This window comes from Streptomyces sp. NPDC051133 (genome assembly GCF_040682635.1).
Classification (GTDB): Bacteria; Actinomycetota; Actinomycetes; order Streptomycetales; family Streptomycetaceae; genus Streptomyces.
In genome coordinates this window covers 46,848-63,363 of record NZ_JBFBBK010000047.1, presented here as the reverse complement: position 1 = coordinate 63,363, position 16,516 = coordinate 46,848, and the positions used below count along the sequence as shown (strand labels likewise).

The window sequence follows — 16,516 nt, the reverse complement described above, 5'->3', positions numbered from 1 at the left end:
GTGCCGAAGAGCCACGGACGCGGGTCCTCCGGCAGCTCGCGCCGAAGAATTCTTGTGCCGGCCCCCAGCAGCTCGGACAGGGGAAGCGGCAGTGGCTTGCCGTGGCGGGGAAGGCGTACCTACGTTCGGTGATATGTCCTCCTCTGACCCCAGCCTTCCTGCCGAGCCGGTCGAGTTCTCCGTCGACCTCACCGCCCACGAGATGCTCCGGCGCACCCACGTCATGGCGGCCGTCGGCCCCGACTGGGACCCGGTCGCGGCGCTGCGCGGCGAGGAGGAGGCCTACGACCTGCTCTACTCCGGCCTGGACGACGAACAGCAGCGGATCTACGACGAGCTCGTCGCGGCCGGTGTCCTCCCGAAGCGCGGAGACGGCCGTGCTGCCGCTTGATCCGCACGCGGACATCGGCCGCCGCGCCTGGGTGACCTGCCCCAACTGCGCGGACCACCGGGGCTGCGCCACCTGCGAGAGCTCGCGCAGGTGCACCCGGCACTGGCGCTACCTGCTGTCGAACACCGGCAGCCTGCTCCACCTGCAGTGCCCCACGTGCACACACGTCTGGGACCACGAGACGGGTTTCGGCGCCACCCGGTCCCGCCGAAAGGCATGAGCCGGAAGCTGTGTCTACCGTGAGTCCGGGGGGCCGGCCCAGCGGGGGCCGGCCCGGACAAGGACTGCCATGGACCTGCAGCTCAAGGACAAGGTCGCCGTCGTCACGGGAGCGAGCAAGGGCATCGGCCTGGCCATCGCCGACGCGTTCGCCCGCGAAGGCGCACACGTCGTCGCCGGCAGCCGGAGCAGCACCCCCGAGCTCGACGGGCTCCGCGAGCTGTACGGCGTCACCGCGGTTCCGGTCGACCTGGCCACCGCGGACGGGCCCGAGGCCCTCGTCCGGGCCGCCGTCGACCGGCACGGCAGGATCGACGTCCTGGTCAACAACGTCGGTTCCGCGACGCCCCGGCCGAGCTTCCTGGACGTCGACGACGCCGAATGGCAGCGGATCTTCGACATGACCCTGTTCAGTGCGGTCCGGACCAGCCGCGCGGCACTGCCCCACCTCCTGGGCGCGGGCGGGGGCTCCCTCGTCAACATCACCTCCATCAACGCGCGCCTGCCCTTCCCCATGGTCGTGGACTACTCGGCCGCCAAGGCCGCGCTGACCAGCCTCACCAAGTCACTCTCCGAGGAGTTCGCCCCGCGGGGTGTCCGGGTCAACGCGATCGCCCCGGGGCCGGTCCGCACCCCGTTCTGGACCGCGCCGGGCGGCTTCGCCGAGGCCACGGCGGCCCAGGCCGGCACGACCGCGCAGGAAGCCATCGACGTGGTGGTGCCGCAGAGCATGGGCATCTCCACCGGACGGGTCACCGAAGCGCACGAAGTCGCCGATCTGGCTCTCTTCCTCGCCTCCCCGCTCGCCGGAAACATCACGGGAGCCGAGTTCACGATCGACGGCGGCCAGGTCAAGACGCTGTGATCGCTCCGGCGCTCCGGTCCTGCTCACGCTGGCGCAGGCGCGCGGCCAGCACCGCGACGTCGTCCTCGGCGTGCCGGGCGTCGAGGCGGGCGAGCACCGTGTCGAGGACGTCCTCCAGGCCCAGGGCGGCCCGGAAGTCGACCTCGGTCAGCCGCCGCAGGGAATGGTCGATGTCCTCGCCGCGCCGCTCGACGAGGCCGTCGGTGAAGAGCACCAGAGCCTGGGACGGATCCAGCCGGCAGGTCGCCGGTTCGTAGCCGCCCAGCCCGGTGCCCAACGGCGGGCCGACCGGCACCGCCAGCAGTGACGCGCGGCCCTGCCCGTCCAGGACGGCCGGAGGCAGATGGCCGGCGCTCGCGAAGGTCACCTGCCCCCGATTGGGGTCGACCTGGGCGATCAGACAGGTGGCGGGCCTGCGGTCCGGCTCGTCGGCGGCCAGCTCGTCGAGCTGGCGCAGCACGCGGTGCGGGGGCAGGTCGGCGGAGGCGATGTACCGCAGGGACGAGCGGTAGGCGGCCATGTCGACGGCGGCCTCCAGGCCGTGCCCCATCACGTCGCCGACCACGAGCAGCGTACGGCCGAAGTGGAGCCGGACCGTCTCGCACCAGTCCCCGCCCACCAGGGCACTCTGCCCGACCGGGAGATAGCGGGTGGCCACCTCCAGATTGGGATGCGGACGGCCGGGCTGCGACAGCAGGGCGCGCTGCAGCTTCCCGACGATGCCGGTCACCGCGTCGTGCTCGCGGGCGTGCCGGACGTGGGCGGCGGCGTGTTCGGCGAGGAGCGTCAGCAGCTCCGCCTCCTCGTGCGTGTACGGCGCCTCCCCGCGGGCGCTGACCAGCACGCCGTAGCAGCGGCCCGCCGCGGCGAGCGGCACACGGACCGCGAGACCGGCGAGCCCGGTCACCGGAGGGGCGAAGCCGCCGTCCGCCGGCCCCGCGGCCTGCCGGGGCCCGGCCGCGGCCCACCAGGCATCGGGCAGCAGTGCCGGGTTCCCGACGACGGCCCCGTACCGCGAGCTGCCGCGATGCCCGCTGAGCAGCACGGCCGCGGCGCCTCCCACCTGCCGGGCGGCCTCCCGGGTCAGCTCCGCGTACGTGGTGTCCTCGTCGAGCGTGGTGCCGATCCGGGTCACCGCCGCGCGCAGGGCGCTCAGCCCGGACGGTGCGCCGACGCCCGGCGCGGGTGTGCGACGGGGTTCGGCAGGCCGCACCGTCGTCGGTCTGTGAAGCGACTCGTACCCTTCCGACACATGCACCACCCTAGGTCCATGGCAACCCGTGGCGGGTGACACAGACGTTTCATCGCGTCGAACACATGACCGCAGCGAGGTCGGCCGGCGCATCGTTCCGGAGAGCCGGACGCGCAGCGCGAAGTCCAATTCGCCCGTTAAGATACTTTTGTGATCGGGGCAGGGCGGCATCCACGTCGTCACCGAGCTCCGTACGGTGGCCGACGCCAGACCGTACTGCTGTCCCCCATGGTCCTCGCGGTGCTCGTCGCCGGCCTGGCGTTCGCCACCCCCCGGCAGATCGCGTTCAGCCGTCTCCTGCCCGCCGCCCCCGCGCTCGCCGCCGCGATGTGGCCCGTGATTCCCACGATCCTGCTGGGGGCATTCTGTCTGCTGGTCATGATCGGGCTCAGCCTCGTCTACCCCGATCTGGGGACGCCCTTCACGGCCGCCGCGATCGTCGTCGTCACCCTGGTGGCGGCCTATACGAGCCGTGTGCGCCTGCAGCGCGAGGAGATGCTCTTCCAGGTCCGCCTCGTCGCCGACGCCGCCCAGAAGGTGCTGCTGCGCCCGCTGCCGCCTCGCATCCAGGACGTCGAGATCGAGTCCCTGTACCTGGCGGCGCAGGAGCAGGCCCGCATCGGCGGCGACTTCTACGAGGTCGCCGACACGCAGTACGGCGTGCGGCTCCTCATCGGCGACGTGCGCGGCAAGGGGTTGTCGGCGGTCGGGGCGGCCTCGGCGGTGATCAACTGCTTCCGGGAGAACGCCTACGACCAGCCCGACCTGACCAGCATCATCCAGCGCCTGGAGACCAGCATCGGCCGCTACAGCGTCGGGCTCCTCGACCCGGACGAGCCCGAGCACTTCGCCACCGCTCTGATCGCCGAGATCCCGTGCACCGGCGGGCAGGTGAGGATCCTCAACTGCGGGCACCCGCCGCCGCTGCTGGTGCAGCACGGGAAGGTCCAGACCCTGGAGGTGGCCGAGCCGTCACCGCCACTGAACCTCGCGGCACTCCTCGGCGACGACTACACCGTCGAGACCTTCGACTTCGCCCCCGGCGACCAGCTGCTGCTCTACACCGACGGCGTCACGGAGACCAGGGACCGCAGCGGCGCGTTCTTCCCGCTGCCGGACTGGATGCGGGAGCTCGGCCCGGCACCGCCGCGCGAGCTGCTGGACCGGCTGCACCAGGACCTGATCGACTACAGCGGCGGCAGGCTCGAGGACGACATCGCGGCCGTCGCCGTCCGCTCCGGACAGCCGACGATCACCTGCCCGCCGCGGTGCGCACCCGGTGTGCCTCAGTAGCCGCCCAGGAGGGCCCGCACCCTGCGCAAGGTCTCCGGGCCGGCGTCGCTGTGCCAGCGTGACGGGTCTGCGGGGCGGCGTCCCCACAGCAGCAGGACGCGTACCGCGGGATCGCTCTCGATCGTGGCCGGTCCCTCGGGGGCGGCGAGACGGATGCTGGTGCCGCCGGCGTCGGCGGTGACCACGACGTCGTCCGCGCCCGGCGTGCGCAGGCGGCCCTCGACGCGTTCGCCGGGCCCCAGACCCAGCCCGGTGCGGCCTCGCTCCAGCAGCGGCCGGCCGACCGACACCACGCTGTGTTCGGTCATCCACGGCTCGTTGAGGGCCTGCACGGCCGTCCGGTCGTCGCCGGTCAGGTCCCAGCGGTGCAGGATCAGCTCCTCGCGCATGTGCTCCGCGAAGAAGGGGACCTTCACGGACCGGCCGGTCCACATCACCTCCGTGTCCGCGGACAGGTCCTGTGCGGCGGCCGCCGCGATCTCGGTGAGCTGTGCGCAGCGGTCCATGAACGCCGCCCAGAGGTCGGAGTCGGACATCCGCCGGTAGGGGTCCTCCCGCTCGAACCCCCTGGTCTGGACCGGACTTCCCGCGAGGAACGCCTTGAGCACGCGGGCCAGTTCCTCGGCGTTGCCCGTCTGGTGGACCAGGACGTCCCGCACCGTCCACGCCTCGCACCACGTGCCGTCGTCGGGCCGCCGGCCCTGCACGGCGTGGACGAAGGGGGCCAGCTCGGGCAGCGTCTCGTCGACCTGGGAGGGGATCATGTGCGATGGCTGACCTGGCTGGTCGTGAGGCAAACCGGCGGGCGTCCGACCGGGCGTGGGCCCAGGGCTTCAGCAGCGTCCGGAGAAGCACCCTGTGCCAAGATCCGGGAATGCTGACCGAACGGACAGCGGCGGTGGACCGGGCCGCCGTCCCCACACCGGTGCTCGAGGTTCCCTGGGCCGCGGACAGGTTCCCGGACGGCCGGCGGCCACCGGACCCGGTGGCGCCGCTGCGGGCCCGGGCCACCGCCCGCAACCAGGTCCAGGTCGCCGACGCCATGTCCCGGCCGCAGCACACCGGCATCATGCACGGGCACATGGCCGCCGTCCTCCCCGCGGCGGTCACCGCGGCACCGTTCCTGCCGGAGATCGCCGAGCGGCCGGACGCCTACCCCCCGGCCCACGACTCCGCCGTCGGCCTGCTCGGCGGTTTCCCGGCGCTGGATCCGTTCGCCGGTTTCAACGGAGGTCCAGGGGGGCGGCGCGGTCTGTGTCGCCTCGGTCGAGTACCAGCCCGAGGGCGGCACGCCCGGCGACGCCTGCCTGCGCCTGGACGGCCCTGCCGAGGTGACCCCGAGCAGCGTGCTCCGCCCCGCCGAGTGCGGAGAGCGGGAGCACCAGGCGCTCTCCTTCGGATCTTGCCGGGTCGCTCGGGTGGTTCGGCCGGGCCTCCGGCCGGGATCGGCCCCACCCGCCCCCAGGAGTGACTACGTCCGGGGCCTGCCGTCCCAGCGCCAGGAGGCCAGGCGAGCCCGGCCGGGCAGTTCGGCGCGTCCCGTGGCCCACAACAGTGTGGGCCAGGGTTCCGTCGAGTCCGGCGCGTCCGGAAACAGCCGGGCCAGCACGCGCGCGCACAGGTCGGCGGGCGGGTGCCAGGCGAGCCCGAGCCCCTGCGCCAGATCGTGCGTGTGCACCAGCGTCTCCACGATCCCCATCGCGGCGAAGCCCTCGGGATCCGAGACGCCGAACGCGTGGTGGGCGCGGGTCTGCGACGGCGTCGTGCGCACCATGGCGACCAGCAGCGCGCCACTCGCCTCCAGCACCTGCAACAGCCCTGCGGGCCCCGCCGCACGGTCGGCGTGAATGGCGTTCGCCGGTCCGCCGGGCCGCCGGCTCTCCCACACGAACGGCACCTCACCGTCCAAGGGGGGTGTGCTGGGCCCGAGTTGGGCGGCGTAGGCGAAGAGGTCGTCGCTGAGGTGCTCGACCGTCTCCCAGCAGTCCCACTCCAGCGAACCCGCCTTGCCCTCCCATGCGGCAGGGGGAGCCTCCCGGAGGACTGTCACAGCGAGCCGCACGGCGAGCCCGAGGTCGTCCGCGGTGACCGAGGTGGGGGAGGGGCCGCTGTCTGCTGATCGGGACATGGCAGAACCGTACCGCTCGTGCAGTCGCCGGCGCGTGCGACCGTCGAGGCGAGGATCGCACCGCCGGGTCGACAGCCTCGTGTCACAGTGAACCTCCGCCGCTACAGCGTCCGGTTGAACGGATGGCCGTGGACGAGCAGTACGGGCGTGCCGTCGCGCGGGCCGTGATCGTCGTGGGCGAGCAGGGCGCCGTTGACGCGGACGAGGCTCATCGGGTCGTCACCACCTTCTCCCGGCGTCGCGTTCTCACGATGTGACCGCGTGCAGGACCTGCATGCCGCCCGGTCCCGTGGTGTCCCGGACGATCCGCAGGCCTGCCGCCCGGCACTGCTCGGCCAGCCACGCGGGGGCGATCCGCAGCTTCGGGTAGCTGCCCGCACGAAGCTCCCAGGAGCCGCCGGTACGCAGGTGGAAGAGGTCGTGGACCGTCACCGTCTCCTCGTCCCGGTACTCGAGGAAGCAGGTGAGCAGCCGGTCGTCGTCGCTGCGCACCGGGATGAAGCGCTCGGTCCCCCGGAGCTCCCGGGTGAGGTCACGGTAGGTGACGACGAAGTGCCCGCCCGGGGCGAGAGCACGGGCGACGTGGCCGAGCAGGGGCGGGACGTCCGACCTGGCCGGCAGGTGGGGCAGGGTGTCCCCCATGCACACGACGGCTCCCACGCTGCCGGGCTCGGCGACCTCGGGCAGCACGCTGCGCAGGTCGCCGTGGACCGGCCGGATCGCGGCGAACCCCCGTGCGTGCTGCGTGAGTTCGTCCAGCAGCCTGCGGCTGGTGTCCACGGCGATCACCGGGTCGTAGCCGAGACGGGCCAGCGCCAGCGTCTGCGCCCCCGGGCCGCACCCGAGGTCGACGGCGGTCACCCCCTCGGCAGGCCCGGCCAGGCCGAGACCGGTGAGGAAGTCGCTCTGGCGGTCGGCGAGTTGCCGGACGTCGCCGCCGAGCATCCAGGTGTAGTGCTCGGCGAGCAGCCGGTCGTAGTGCTCGACGGCGGTGCCTGTGTGCGGAGCCATGTCACGTCCCCCTCGGACTGTCCGTGTCACCGGCCGCCGACTGCCCGGTGCGTACCCAGGCGGCGAGGTCGGCGAGACAGATGTTGGCGCGGGCGGCGTGCAGGGCCGTGCCCAGCGCCGCGCGGTAGGTGGGTGTGGCCTCCGCGTACCGGTGCCGGCCGGTCTCGGTGATGACGGCGGTCACGGCCCGTCCGTCGCCGGCGACAGAGGTGCGCTCCGCCAGCCCCAGCGTCTCCAGACGGCCCACCAGGCGTGTGACGGTGCTGTCCTTCAGGCCGATGCGATCGGCCAGTTCGCCCATGCGCATGGCCGCACCGCCCTCCGGGTGACGGGTTGTCATGTCACTGCGCAGCACGTACGGTTGCTCGTCATGAACACCGGACCGGCGCTACGCCACACACGGATCGGCTATCCGGTGGAGGGCTGACCGGACAGCGGGTGCGCGCAGGGCACCCCCTCGGTTCGGCACGCGGACCCCCCGTGCTCGTGCACCACGACGAGTCCGTTTTCGTGCCGAACCCTCTTGAGGCCCACCGAATGACAGCCACGTTCAACCACACCATCATCGCCGCCAAGGACCGCAACGCATCGGCCCGCTTCTTCCGGGAGCTGCTGGAGCTGCCGGAAGCGCCGTCCTGGGGTCCCTTCACCAACATCCAGCTCACCGACGGCGTACTGCTCCAGTTCGCCGAGCCGCCGGTGGAGATCCAGATGCAGCACTACGCGTTCCTGGTCGACGACGAGCTGTTCGACCGGGCGTACCGGCGGCTTTGCGATCACGGCATCGAGCACTGGGCCGATCCGCAGATGCGACGCCCTGGCGAGATCAACGACGAACACGGCGGCCGCGGGGTCTACTTCAAGGACCCCGCCGGTCACGCCATCGAGCTGATCACCCGCCCCTACCTGTAACCGGGGCCGCCCCCGGCCGGGCGCCCGCGCACGGCGCCCGGCCGGGTCAGCCGGCCGGTGCCCGCGCCGCCAGCTTCTTGAGGGCGTCACCGCTCACGCGGCACACCGTCCATTCCTCCAGCAGCTCCGCTCCGAGCGATGTGTAGAAGCCGATCGCGGGCTCGTTCCAGGCCAGGACCCACCATTCGAAGCGCTCGTAGCCGCTGCGCTCGCAGATCGCGGCGAGCGAGGCGAACAGGGCCTTGCCATGGCCCCCGCTCCGGGCGTGCGGCCGAACGTAGAGGTCCTCCAGGTGCATGCCACCCGTGCCGGTCCACGTCGAAAAGTGCTGGAACCACACGGCGTAGCCGACCGTCTCGCCCGTCTCGTCGTCCTCGGCGATCAACGCGAAGGCGGCGGGACGTTCGCCGAACAGCGCCTCGCGGAGCTGCTCCTCGGTCGCCCGGGCCTGCTCGGCGGCACGTTCGTACTCGGCGAGTTCGCGGATCATGGCGCGGATCTCCGCGATGTCGTTCACGGTTGCGGCACGGATCATGCCGGGATCGTCGATCACCGTGGCGGGCCGTGTCCATCCGCGTCCGCTCACTGAGCAGCGACGCCGGACAGGCGTGCGCTGTGGGGACGCCGGCGCGGAGGATACTCCGCCCCGCCGCCGGATGCTCCTCCTGTGGCGGTGTGGCGACCGGGCGCTCAGCGTGGAACGAAGAGGAGTCCGGCCGGGCGGGCCGAACGCGGCAGGAGAGGTGGAACGCATGGACAGGGACGTCTCCGGGCCGCGGGTCGTGGTCGGTGTCGACGGGTCGCCGTCCTCGTACGTGGCCCTGCGCTGGGCCGTCCGGTACGCCGGCCTCGTCGGCGGCGTCGTGGACGCGGTCGCCGTGTGGGAGCTGCCCGGCCTGTACGGCTGGTCCGCGCCCGCCGTGGACATGGACGTCGACGAGGAAGAGACCCGCCAGCGCATGCGGCAGGAGCTGACCGACGTGCTCGGAGCGGACGAGGCCGGCTCGGTCCGGACGCACGTGGTGCACGGCAACCCGGCCGACGTGCTGCTGCGGGCCGCGGAGGGAGCCGAGGCCGTGGTCGTCGGCAGCCGGGGGAGGGGCGGGTTCGCCCGCGCACTGCTCGGTTCCGTCAGCCAGCACGTGTCACAGCACGCGACCTGCCCGGTCGTGATCGTGCGCTCCGAGACGAAGCAGTGACGCGGCCCGTCGGCGAAGAACCAGTGACGCGGCCCGTCGGCGAAGAACCAGTGACGCGGCCCCCCGGCCCCTCTTGCGCCGTACGCAGGGACCAGTGGCCCATGTGCCGAACGGCGACCAGGGCTCACGCTTGACGACGAGGGGATAGTTGCCCCCGCGACCTACCTCATCAGTGGTGGTGAACACCATGAGTGCGCTGGACGAGAACGGACCGGCTCCGAGACCACCCGCTGCGGATCCCCGAGGAGACCCGTTTCTGCGGACGCAGTTCGCCATCCCGACCCGTCCCGGCACGTTCCTGCGCCGGAACCGGCTGGCCGAACACCTCGACGAGGCACTTCTGACACCGCTGACCGTGGTCGACGGAGCCGCGGGGGCGGGCAAGACGCTGCTGGTCGCCGACTGGGCCGCGACACTGGGCGGGCACGTCGCCTGGCTCACCGCACAGGTGGCGGACAAGGGAGGCGGCACCTTCTGGGCGTACCTGCTCCATGCGCTGCGCCTGTCCGGCGTGCCCCTGTCCACCGACGTCGGGTTCCCCGCCGAGGCCGGCCGGGTGGACGACGGGCTCCTCACACGGCTCGCCGCCGAACTCAGCTCCCGGGACGTTCCGGCGACCCTGGTCATCGACGAGTTCGACCGCGTGACCGACCCGGAGACCGCGGACCAGCTCGCCTTCGTCCTCCAGCACGCCGGACACGGCATGCGCCTGATCCTCGTCACGCGCACCGAGCCGCTGCTTCCGCTGCACCGCTACCGTACGGCCGGGGCCATCACGGAGATCAGGAACGCGGAGCTGGCCTTCACCCCCGACGAGGCGGCCTCCCTGTTGACGCTGCACGGCCTGCACCTCCCCGCCGGTGACGTCCGCGCGCTGGTGGAGCGCACCCGGGGCTGGGCAGCCGGACTGCGGCTGTGCGCTCTGGCCGCGCAGGGGGAGACGGACCCGCAGATGTTCCTCAAGGAGTTCGAGGCCGACCGCACGACGATCGCCGACTTCCTGCTGGCCGAGGTGCTCGAGCGGCAGGGGGACGAGACGCAGGACCTGCTGCTGCGGGTCAGCATCCTCGAACGCGTCTGCCCGGACCTGGCCGACGCCCTGACCGGCCGCAGCGACGCCGAACGCATCCTGTCCGGCCTGCACCGCGAGAACGCGTTCGTCGAGCACCTCGGGCATGCCTGGTTCCGTCTGCACCCGCTGTTCGGGGAGATCCTCCATGCTCACCTGCGGGCGCGCTGCCCCGGACTGGAAGCCGAGCTCCACCGCCGGGCGGCGCTCTGGCTGCGCAGCTCGGGGTCCCTCGACGAGACGCTCGGCCACGCCGCCGCCGCGGACGACTGGGAGGCCGCCGCCGACGCCCTCGTCGGCGATCTCGCCATAGGGGAGATCTTCACCGGCCTGAACTCCGACGGCCGGGACGAGCTGTTCTCCCGCATGGGGCCCCAGCCCATGAGCCCCGCCACCGACCTCGTCCGTGCGGCCAGGGACCTCTCCCGGTGCGACGTCGAACGCGGCCTGCCTCGCCTGGCCCGGGCCGCTTCGACCCTGGCACGGCAGAGCGAGTCGGCCGAGGACCGCGGGGACGATGCCCCCGGCCTGGCCGCCGCCCGGCTGAGCTGTGCCCTCCTGGAAGCCCTGGCCGCGCGGCTGACGGGTTCGCCGGGACGGGCGGAGTCGGCGGCCCGGGCCGCCGAGATCCTTCGACGCGAGGTGCCGGGCCGGCGCCTGGAGGAGCACCCGGAACTCGTCGCCCTCCTCCTCACCCATCTCGGCTCCACCCGTTTGTGGGCGGGCCGCTTCGGGGCGGCGCGGGAGGCCCTGACCGCGGTCGTCGACTCCGGCCGGGAGCCGTCGACGGCACAGCTGCGTGAGGAGTGTCTGGGCCACCTCGCCCTCATCGACTACCTGAGGGGCTGGCCCGACCGGGCCGAGCGGGAGGCTCTGGCCGCCGTGACCACGACGGACCGCCGCGGCCCCGCCCCGGCGCCCGGACCGGGGCTGGGATCGCTGGTCCTGGCCGCCGTCGCCGTGGACCGCGACGAACTGGACCGGGCCCAGGTGCTCCTCGACGCCGCGATCGACGCGCGGCACCCGCTGCCCGACCCCGTGGCCCAGGCGGGGCGGGCCATCGTCACCGGGCGCGTCCTGGTGGCACGCGGCGAGACGCGGGCCGCGCTCGAAGCGGTGGACGGGCCCGTCAGGGCCGATACGGCGTCCCCCTGGGCCGGGGCCCACACGGCGTCGGTGGCGGCCGCCGCGCACCTCGCCGAGGGCCGGCCGGAGCTGGCCGTCGAGCTGCTGCGCGAGGACTTTGGCCATGAGCCGGTGTGTCTGGTGGAAGCCGCACAGGCGGAGCTGGCCGTGGGCAGGACCGGCGCCGCGGTCGACCTGCTCGACCGAGTGCGACAGGAGGGCCACGTCGGCCCCGCCGTCACCGTCCGGGCCACGCTGGTGCGGGCCCAGGTGGCAGGCGAAGCCGGGGACCTCGCCACCCAGCGCAGACTCGTCGCCCAGGCGCTCCGGGAGGCACGGCGCGAACGGCTGCGGCGCCCCTTCCGCGAAGCCGGACCATGGCTGCGGCCGCTGCTCGGCACCGTGCCGCTGCGCGGACTGGCCGAGGGCTGGCTGACCCCCGGAACGCCGTCCTCGGCCGGCGCGGCACGGGCCGAGGAGCAGCCGCCGTTGCCGGTCGTCGAAGAACTGAGCGGACGCGAACGCGACGTCCTGCGACGGCTGGCCCAGATGATGTCGACGCAGGAGATCGCCACCGACCTGTACGTGTCGGTCAACACCGTCAAGACCCATCTCAAGAGTGCCTACCGCAAGCTCGGTGTGAACCGACGTCACGACGCCGTCCGCCGGGCGCGTGAGCTGGGACTGCTGTGACGGCCGGGCGTCCGCCGGCGCCGCGCTCCGGTATCACCTTCCCCGGGTGAAGCCGGGCGGCGGGCCGGAAGAGGAGGATCGCACGGACAGGGACTGGCACGATGCCCCCGAGCGACGTGGGAAGAGCAGCTCATGCGCTACGAGATTCGCGTCGACGGACGGATGACAGAGACGTTGACCAAGGCGTTCCCTGAGCTGGAGCACGTCGTGATGTCCGGTCACACCGTCCTGTTCGGACCGGTGGTCGACGAGGCTCAGCTGTACGGGCTGCTCGCCCGCTGCCAGTCGCTGGGGTTGCGAGTCCTGGAGATGCGCCAAGTACCGGAGTGATGCGGCCCCCTCACTGCGGCGGCTCGCGTCCCTGCCGCCGCAGACCCGCCCGGACCGCCGCCGAGAGCACCCGCACGGCGACGCCCACGAGCAGCAGGCCGCCGACCATCTGCAAGGTCACGACGATCCTGCCCGCCTGGGACAGTGCGGTGATGTCGCCGAAGCCCACGGTGCTGAAGGTCGTGACCGTGAAGTACAGCGCGTCCGTTCTGGTCATGTGCTCGCTGAAGGAACCGGGGAGCGCGCGTTCGATCAGGTAGTAGGTGCTCGCGAAGAGGACCAGATACGCGCACACGGTGATGGCCACGGCTTCGACGGCCTTCAGCCGGGGGTGGGGCGAACGCATGATGGTCCACGCCTCCCACGCGAAGACGAGGACCACCGCCAGCAGACCGCCCAGCAGGATCAGCGAGGTACCGACCGTGGCGGGCCGGTTCAAGGGCAACAGGTAGTAGGCGGTGACCAGACCGATCGCGGTGCCCAGGGTCCGTGCGATGGACAGGGCCGTCGCCCGTCGCCCCGGCCGTCCGCGAAACGGCGCGTCATCCGGCGGGGTGCGCTCGGTCCGGGCAGCCACTGGATCCTTCATCGTGTGTCTCTTCGTCCGGCTTCGGTCGCAGGCCTGTCGCCTGCCCGCAGCTTCCACCTCATCGCCCCGGGCCGGCGCGCGGATCACCCGCCAAGGGTGACGCAGTCCGCGGCCGGCCGCGCGACGCTGGCTCGGTGAGGTCCCCACAACCGGCCCCGTCGGCCGTCCGGCGACGGGCCCCGCGACCGCGTGAGGAGGAGCCATGACCGAGTCACGCGGGCCCGGGGCGTACGCACCGGACGTGAGCAGGTTCCCGACGGGGCCCCAAGCCGCTCGGACCGGCCGCCGAAGCCTCTGACGAGCCACGCCGAGGACGACGGGCACGCCGAATACGACGAGCACGTCGAGGAGCACGAGGAGCACGAGGGCCACGAGGAGCCGTCACCGCCCTGCCCTGCGACACCGCCGACCACAGCGGTGCACATGCCCAAGGAGGAACCATGGCTTCGGGCACCGCCTCCGGACCGACCCCTGCGGGCGAACCCCCGCCTCCCGGTCATGTCCTGACCCCCGAGGAACACGCCGAGTACGAGCGGCTGCGCCGGGCCTCGCGGGTACGCCACCGGCGCCTGCGCCGCACGGCCGCCTCGGTGCTCCTGGTGCTGACGCTCGTTCTCGCACCCCTGGCCGTCGTCGCCGTCTGGGTCCACGACACGGTCGCCGACACCGACCGGTACGTGCAGACCGTCGCACCGCTCGCCTCGGAACCAGCCGTCCAGGACGCCGTGGCGAACCGGCTGACCGATCGCGTGGTGTCCCAGGTGGACGTCCAGGCGGTGACCGCCTCGCTCACCAAGCTGCTCGCCGACAACGGGGCGCCGCCGCGCGTGGTCGACGCCTCGAAGTCGCTGACCGGTCCGCTGCGTTCCGCCGTGCAGACGGTCGTCCACCGCGTCGTCGACCGCGTGGTCACCAGCGACGTCTTCGAGGAGGCCTGGGTGGCGGCCAACCGGCGGGCGCAGTCCTCGGTGGTGGGCATGCTCACCGGCGAGGGGCAGGGAGCTCTGCGGGCCCAGGGCGACACCGTCCAGCTGGACATCGGCGTGGTGATCGACCAGGTGAAGTCGCGCCTGGTCGACGCCGGCTTCCAGAAGGCCTCCGCCATCCCGCAGGTCGACCGCTCGATCACGCTGTTCCGCACCGACAAGCTCACCAAGGCGCAGGACCTGATGCGGCTGCTCGACATCCTCGGCACGTGGCTGCCCATCGTGACCCTCGCGGTGGCCGCCGCGGCCGTGTGGGCCGCTCCCGGGCACCGGGTGATGCTGATGGTCATCTCCGTCGGCATCGGCCTCATGATGATCGTGCTGCTCGTGGCACTGGTCGTCGCACGGCGCGTCTACCTCGACTCGGTGCCCCCGGCCACCCTGCCGCCCGACGCCGCCGCCGCGATCTACGACACCTTCGTCCGCTTCCTGCGCGACAGCGTCCGTACGCTGATCGTCGTCGCCGTGATCACGGCGCTGGCTGCCTTCCTGTACGGGCCGAGCCGGGCGGCGCGCGCCGTGCGCTCGACGGCGCAGCGGGGCACCTCGGCGGCGGGGCGGGAGCTGAGCCGCCACGGCGTGCGCACCGGCCACGGCGGCCAGTGGCTGGCCGCCCACCGGTCGTGGACCACCGGTGTCGTCATCGCGGCGGGCGCCCTGGCCCTCGTCCTGTGGAATCACCCCACGGTCGGTGTGGTGGCACTCGTCCTCTGCCTGGTCCTCGTGGTCCTGGTGGTCACGGCGGTCCTGGCGGCCGCGACGGGACCGGCCGCCGCCGACGCACCGCGTCCGTCGGCCCCCTGAGCGCCGTTCACCCGCGCCGGGTGAGGCGGCCCGGTTGCCGGCCCGCCACGCTGAGAATGCACGCAACGACTACCGGGTGCACACACCTGGGACGGAGGAAGCGACATGAGCGCACCGACCTACCTCGCGTACGACTATCCGGCGCTGAGCGTCTTCTGGTCCATGCTGGTGTTCTTCCTGTGGATCATGTGGTTCGTGCTGCTCTTCCGGGTCGTCGTCGACATCTTCCGCGACGACAACCTGGGCGGCTGGGGGAAGGCGGCCTGGACCGTGTGCGTCGTCGTGCTGCCGTTCCTGGGCGTCTTCGTCTACCTGATCGCGCGCGGCAAGGACATGGGCCGCCGCGAGGTCGAACAGGCCCGCGCGCAGCAGAAGGCCGTCGACGACTACATCCGCCAGACCGCCCAGCCGGGTCCGCCCCGCACCAGTGCCGACGAACTGGCGAAGCTCTCCGAGATGCGGTCCCGCGGCGACATCACCGACGACGAGTTCCGGCGGGCGAAGGAACTGGTCCTCGCGGGCGGCGGCAAGCCCGAACGCACCGAGAACACCGGAGCCGTACCGTCGGCCTCCCCGCGCTGAGCATCACCTTCGAGCACCACGTACGGAGAGGAACGAGGTAGCACGATGACCGCCACACGCGCGCCCGCGGGCACCGCCAAGCAGCAGTGGGCGACCGGCCTGACGGCCTTCGGAGCAGTCATGCTGATGCTCGCCGGGGTGCTGAACTTCTTCCGCGGCGTCATGGCGATCGCCCAGGACGACGTCTTCCTCACGACACGCAGCTACGTCTTCCGGTTCGACCTCACGGGCTGGGGCTGGGTGCATTTGGCGCTGGGCGTCGTCGCCTTCGCCGTGAGTATCGGACTCCTCAAGATCGCACCGTGGGCGCGCGTCAGCGGGGTGGCCATCGCCGCGCTGATCATCATCGCCAACTTCCTGTCCCTGCCGTATTACCCGGTCTGGTCGATCGTGATGATCGCGTTCTCCGGATTCATCATCTGGGCCCTGTGCGTGGTGCGGGAGGACGACGCGTCCGGCCTGTTCGGCTGAGCACTCCGGTGACAGCACGGTGTGCGCCCCCGGCATCGGGGACGCGCACCCTTGAGCGTCCCAACTCGCCCGATCCGTACATCCCTTGCCGGACCTGCCATGATCGTCCTCATGCGCACACGGATCACACCGGCCGACATCACGGACATGCACCAGCTCCTCGCCGACCACCCCCGGTACTGGGGGGACCGCGACCTCCGCTCACTGCACCTGCCGGCCCTGGTGCAGGAGTTCGGCGAGACCTGCCTGGTCGCGCGCGCCGAGGACGGAATCCGGGGATACCTCGTCGGGTTCGTCACCCCGACCGGTACCGGATACGTCCACCTGATCGCCACCCGGGACGATGCCCGCGGCACCGGTCTCGGACGCCGCCTGTACGCGGAGTTCGCCGACGTCGCGCACCGGCAGGGCGCGCGGCGGCTGAAGGCGATCACCTCGGTCGGCAACACCGGCTCGATCGCGTTCCATCGCAGGCTCGGCTTCGACTCGGAGGTCGTCGACGACTACGACGGGCCGGGAGCAGCGATGGTCGTCTTCCGCCGCGACCTGCCGTTCGACGCGCCGCAGACCTGATCGCCGCGCCGTCCGCGTCGCCGT

Annotated in this window: 19 protein-coding genes; 12 read left to right on the top strand and 7 right to left on the bottom strand. The window is 72.4% G+C overall.

Going from position 1 to position 16,516, the window contains the following annotated elements; all coding sequences use genetic code 11:
• Window positions 1-133 precede the first annotated feature (133 nt).
• From AB0N17_RS35055 to AB0N17_RS35045, 3 genes are all read left to right on the top strand, one after another.
• Window positions 134-391: a DUF6400 family protein gene (locus tag AB0N17_RS35055; protein ID WP_366015670.1), complete on the top strand. Its 258-nt coding sequence runs from the start codon at window positions 134-136 to the stop codon at window positions 389-391.
• Window positions 378-611 (top strand): hypothetical protein, encoded by a 234-nt coding sequence (locus tag AB0N17_RS35050; RefSeq protein ID WP_366015669.1) that lies wholly within the window; start codon window positions 378-380, stop codon window positions 609-611. The genes AB0N17_RS35055 and AB0N17_RS35050 overlap by 14 nt, the downstream gene beginning before the upstream one ends.
• A gap of 69 nt (window positions 612-680) precedes the next feature.
• Window positions 681-1,475 (top strand): oxidoreductase, encoded by a 795-nt coding sequence (locus AB0N17_RS35045; protein ID WP_366015668.1) that lies wholly within the window; start codon window positions 681-683, stop codon window positions 1,473-1,475.
• Here AB0N17_RS35045 and AB0N17_RS35040 read toward each other — a convergent pair.
• A complete protein-coding gene (locus AB0N17_RS35040) occupies window positions 1,462-2,688 on the bottom strand; it encodes a GAF domain-containing SpoIIE family protein phosphatase (RefSeq protein WP_366015666.1) in 1,227 nt (408 codons plus the stop codon). The two genes, AB0N17_RS35045 and AB0N17_RS35040, sit on opposite strands and share 14 nt — an antisense overlap.
• A 267-nt stretch (window positions 2,689-2,955) precedes the next feature.
• On the opposite strand from AB0N17_RS35040, the gene AB0N17_RS35035 reads away from it, so the two are divergent.
• Window positions 2,956-4,020 carry a PP2C family protein-serine/threonine phosphatase gene (locus tag AB0N17_RS35035; RefSeq protein WP_366015665.1) on the top strand — a complete coding sequence of 355 codons (1,065 nt, stop codon included), beginning with the start codon at window positions 2,956-2,958 and terminating at the stop codon, window positions 4,018-4,020.
• Here AB0N17_RS35035 and AB0N17_RS35030 read toward each other — a convergent pair.
• The 4 genes from AB0N17_RS35030 to AB0N17_RS35015 form a co-directional block, all read right to left on the bottom strand.
• On the bottom strand, window positions 4,014-4,784 hold the full coding sequence (locus tag AB0N17_RS35030; RefSeq protein ID WP_366015664.1) for a maleylpyruvate isomerase N-terminal domain-containing protein: 771 nt from the start codon (window positions 4,782-4,784) through the stop codon (window positions 4,014-4,016). The two genes, AB0N17_RS35035 and AB0N17_RS35030, sit on opposite strands and share 7 nt — an antisense overlap.
• A gap of 707 nt (window positions 4,785-5,491) precedes the next feature.
• Window positions 5,492-6,148, bottom strand: a complete 657-nt coding sequence (locus AB0N17_RS35025; RefSeq protein WP_366015663.1) for a hypothetical protein — start codon at window positions 6,146-6,148, stop codon at window positions 5,492-5,494.
• Between the two features lie 246 nt (window positions 6,149-6,394).
• Window positions 6,395-7,159 (bottom strand): class I SAM-dependent methyltransferase, encoded by a 765-nt coding sequence (locus tag AB0N17_RS35020; protein ID WP_366015662.1) that lies wholly within the window; start codon window positions 7,157-7,159, stop codon window positions 6,395-6,397.
• Window position 7,160: 1 nt separating this feature from the next.
• Complete coding sequence (locus AB0N17_RS35015; protein ID WP_366015661.1) at window positions 7,161-7,499, bottom strand: MarR family transcriptional regulator; 339 nt, start codon at window positions 7,497-7,499, stop codon at window positions 7,161-7,163.
• A 197-nt stretch (window positions 7,500-7,696) separates the two neighbouring features.
• On the opposite strand from AB0N17_RS35015, the gene AB0N17_RS35010 reads away from it, so the two are divergent.
• Window positions 7,697-8,071, top strand: a complete 375-nt coding sequence (locus AB0N17_RS35010; RefSeq protein ID WP_366015660.1) for a VOC family protein — start codon at window positions 7,697-7,699, stop codon at window positions 8,069-8,071.
• 46 nt (window positions 8,072-8,117) lie between these two features.
• On the opposite strand, the gene AB0N17_RS35005 is transcribed toward AB0N17_RS35010, so the two are convergent.
• Window positions 8,118-8,606, bottom strand: a complete 489-nt coding sequence (locus AB0N17_RS35005; RefSeq protein WP_366015659.1) for a GNAT family N-acetyltransferase — start codon at window positions 8,604-8,606, stop codon at window positions 8,118-8,120.
• Window positions 8,607-8,823: 217 nt separating this feature from the next.
• Here AB0N17_RS35005 and AB0N17_RS35000 point away from each other — a divergent pair, with 217 nt between their 5' ends.
• The 3 genes from AB0N17_RS35000 (at window position 8,824) to AB0N17_RS34990 (ending at window position 12,487) form a co-directional block, all read left to right on the top strand.
• Entirely contained in the window at window positions 8,824-9,270 is a 447-nt protein-coding gene (locus AB0N17_RS35000) for a universal stress protein (RefSeq protein WP_366015658.1), read from the top strand.
• A gap of 187 nt (window positions 9,271-9,457) precedes the next feature.
• Window positions 9,458-12,157 carry a LuxR C-terminal-related transcriptional regulator gene (locus AB0N17_RS34995; RefSeq protein WP_366015657.1) on the top strand — a complete coding sequence of 900 codons (2,700 nt, stop codon included), beginning with the start codon at window positions 9,458-9,460 and terminating at the stop codon, window positions 12,155-12,157.
• A 132-nt stretch (window positions 12,158-12,289) separates the two neighbouring features.
• A complete protein-coding gene (locus AB0N17_RS34990) occupies window positions 12,290-12,487 on the top strand; it encodes a hypothetical protein (RefSeq protein ID WP_366015656.1) in 198 nt (65 codons plus the stop codon).
• Window positions 12,488-12,497: 10 nt separating this feature from the next.
• Here the strand turns inward: AB0N17_RS34990 and AB0N17_RS34985 are convergent, their stop codons facing one another.
• Window positions 12,498-13,076, bottom strand: a complete 579-nt coding sequence (locus AB0N17_RS34985) for a potassium channel family protein (RefSeq protein ID WP_366015655.1) — start codon at window positions 13,074-13,076, stop codon at window positions 12,498-12,500.
• Between the two features lie 440 nt (window positions 13,077-13,516).
• Here AB0N17_RS34985 and AB0N17_RS34980 point away from each other — a divergent pair, with 440 nt between their 5' ends.
• The 4 genes from AB0N17_RS34980 (at window position 13,517) to AB0N17_RS34965 (ending at window position 16,492) form a co-directional block, all read left to right on the top strand.
• Entirely contained in the window at window positions 13,517-14,866 is a 1,350-nt protein-coding gene (locus AB0N17_RS34980; RefSeq protein ID WP_366015654.1) for a hypothetical protein, read from the top strand.
• 105 nt (window positions 14,867-14,971) lie between these two features.
• Window positions 14,972-15,448, top strand: a complete 477-nt coding sequence (locus AB0N17_RS34975) for an SHOCT domain-containing protein (protein ID WP_366015653.1) — start codon at window positions 14,972-14,974, stop codon at window positions 15,446-15,448.
• A gap of 45 nt (window positions 15,449-15,493) precedes the next feature.
• Window positions 15,494-15,919 carry a hypothetical protein gene (locus tag AB0N17_RS34970; protein ID WP_366015652.1) on the top strand — a complete coding sequence of 142 codons (426 nt, stop codon included), beginning with the start codon at window positions 15,494-15,496 and terminating at the stop codon, window positions 15,917-15,919.
• Between the two features lie 99 nt (window positions 15,920-16,018).
• Entirely contained in the window at window positions 16,019-16,492 is a 474-nt protein-coding gene (locus AB0N17_RS34965; protein ID WP_366015651.1) for a GNAT family N-acetyltransferase, read from the top strand.
• Window positions 16,493-16,516: the final 24 nt, after the last annotated feature.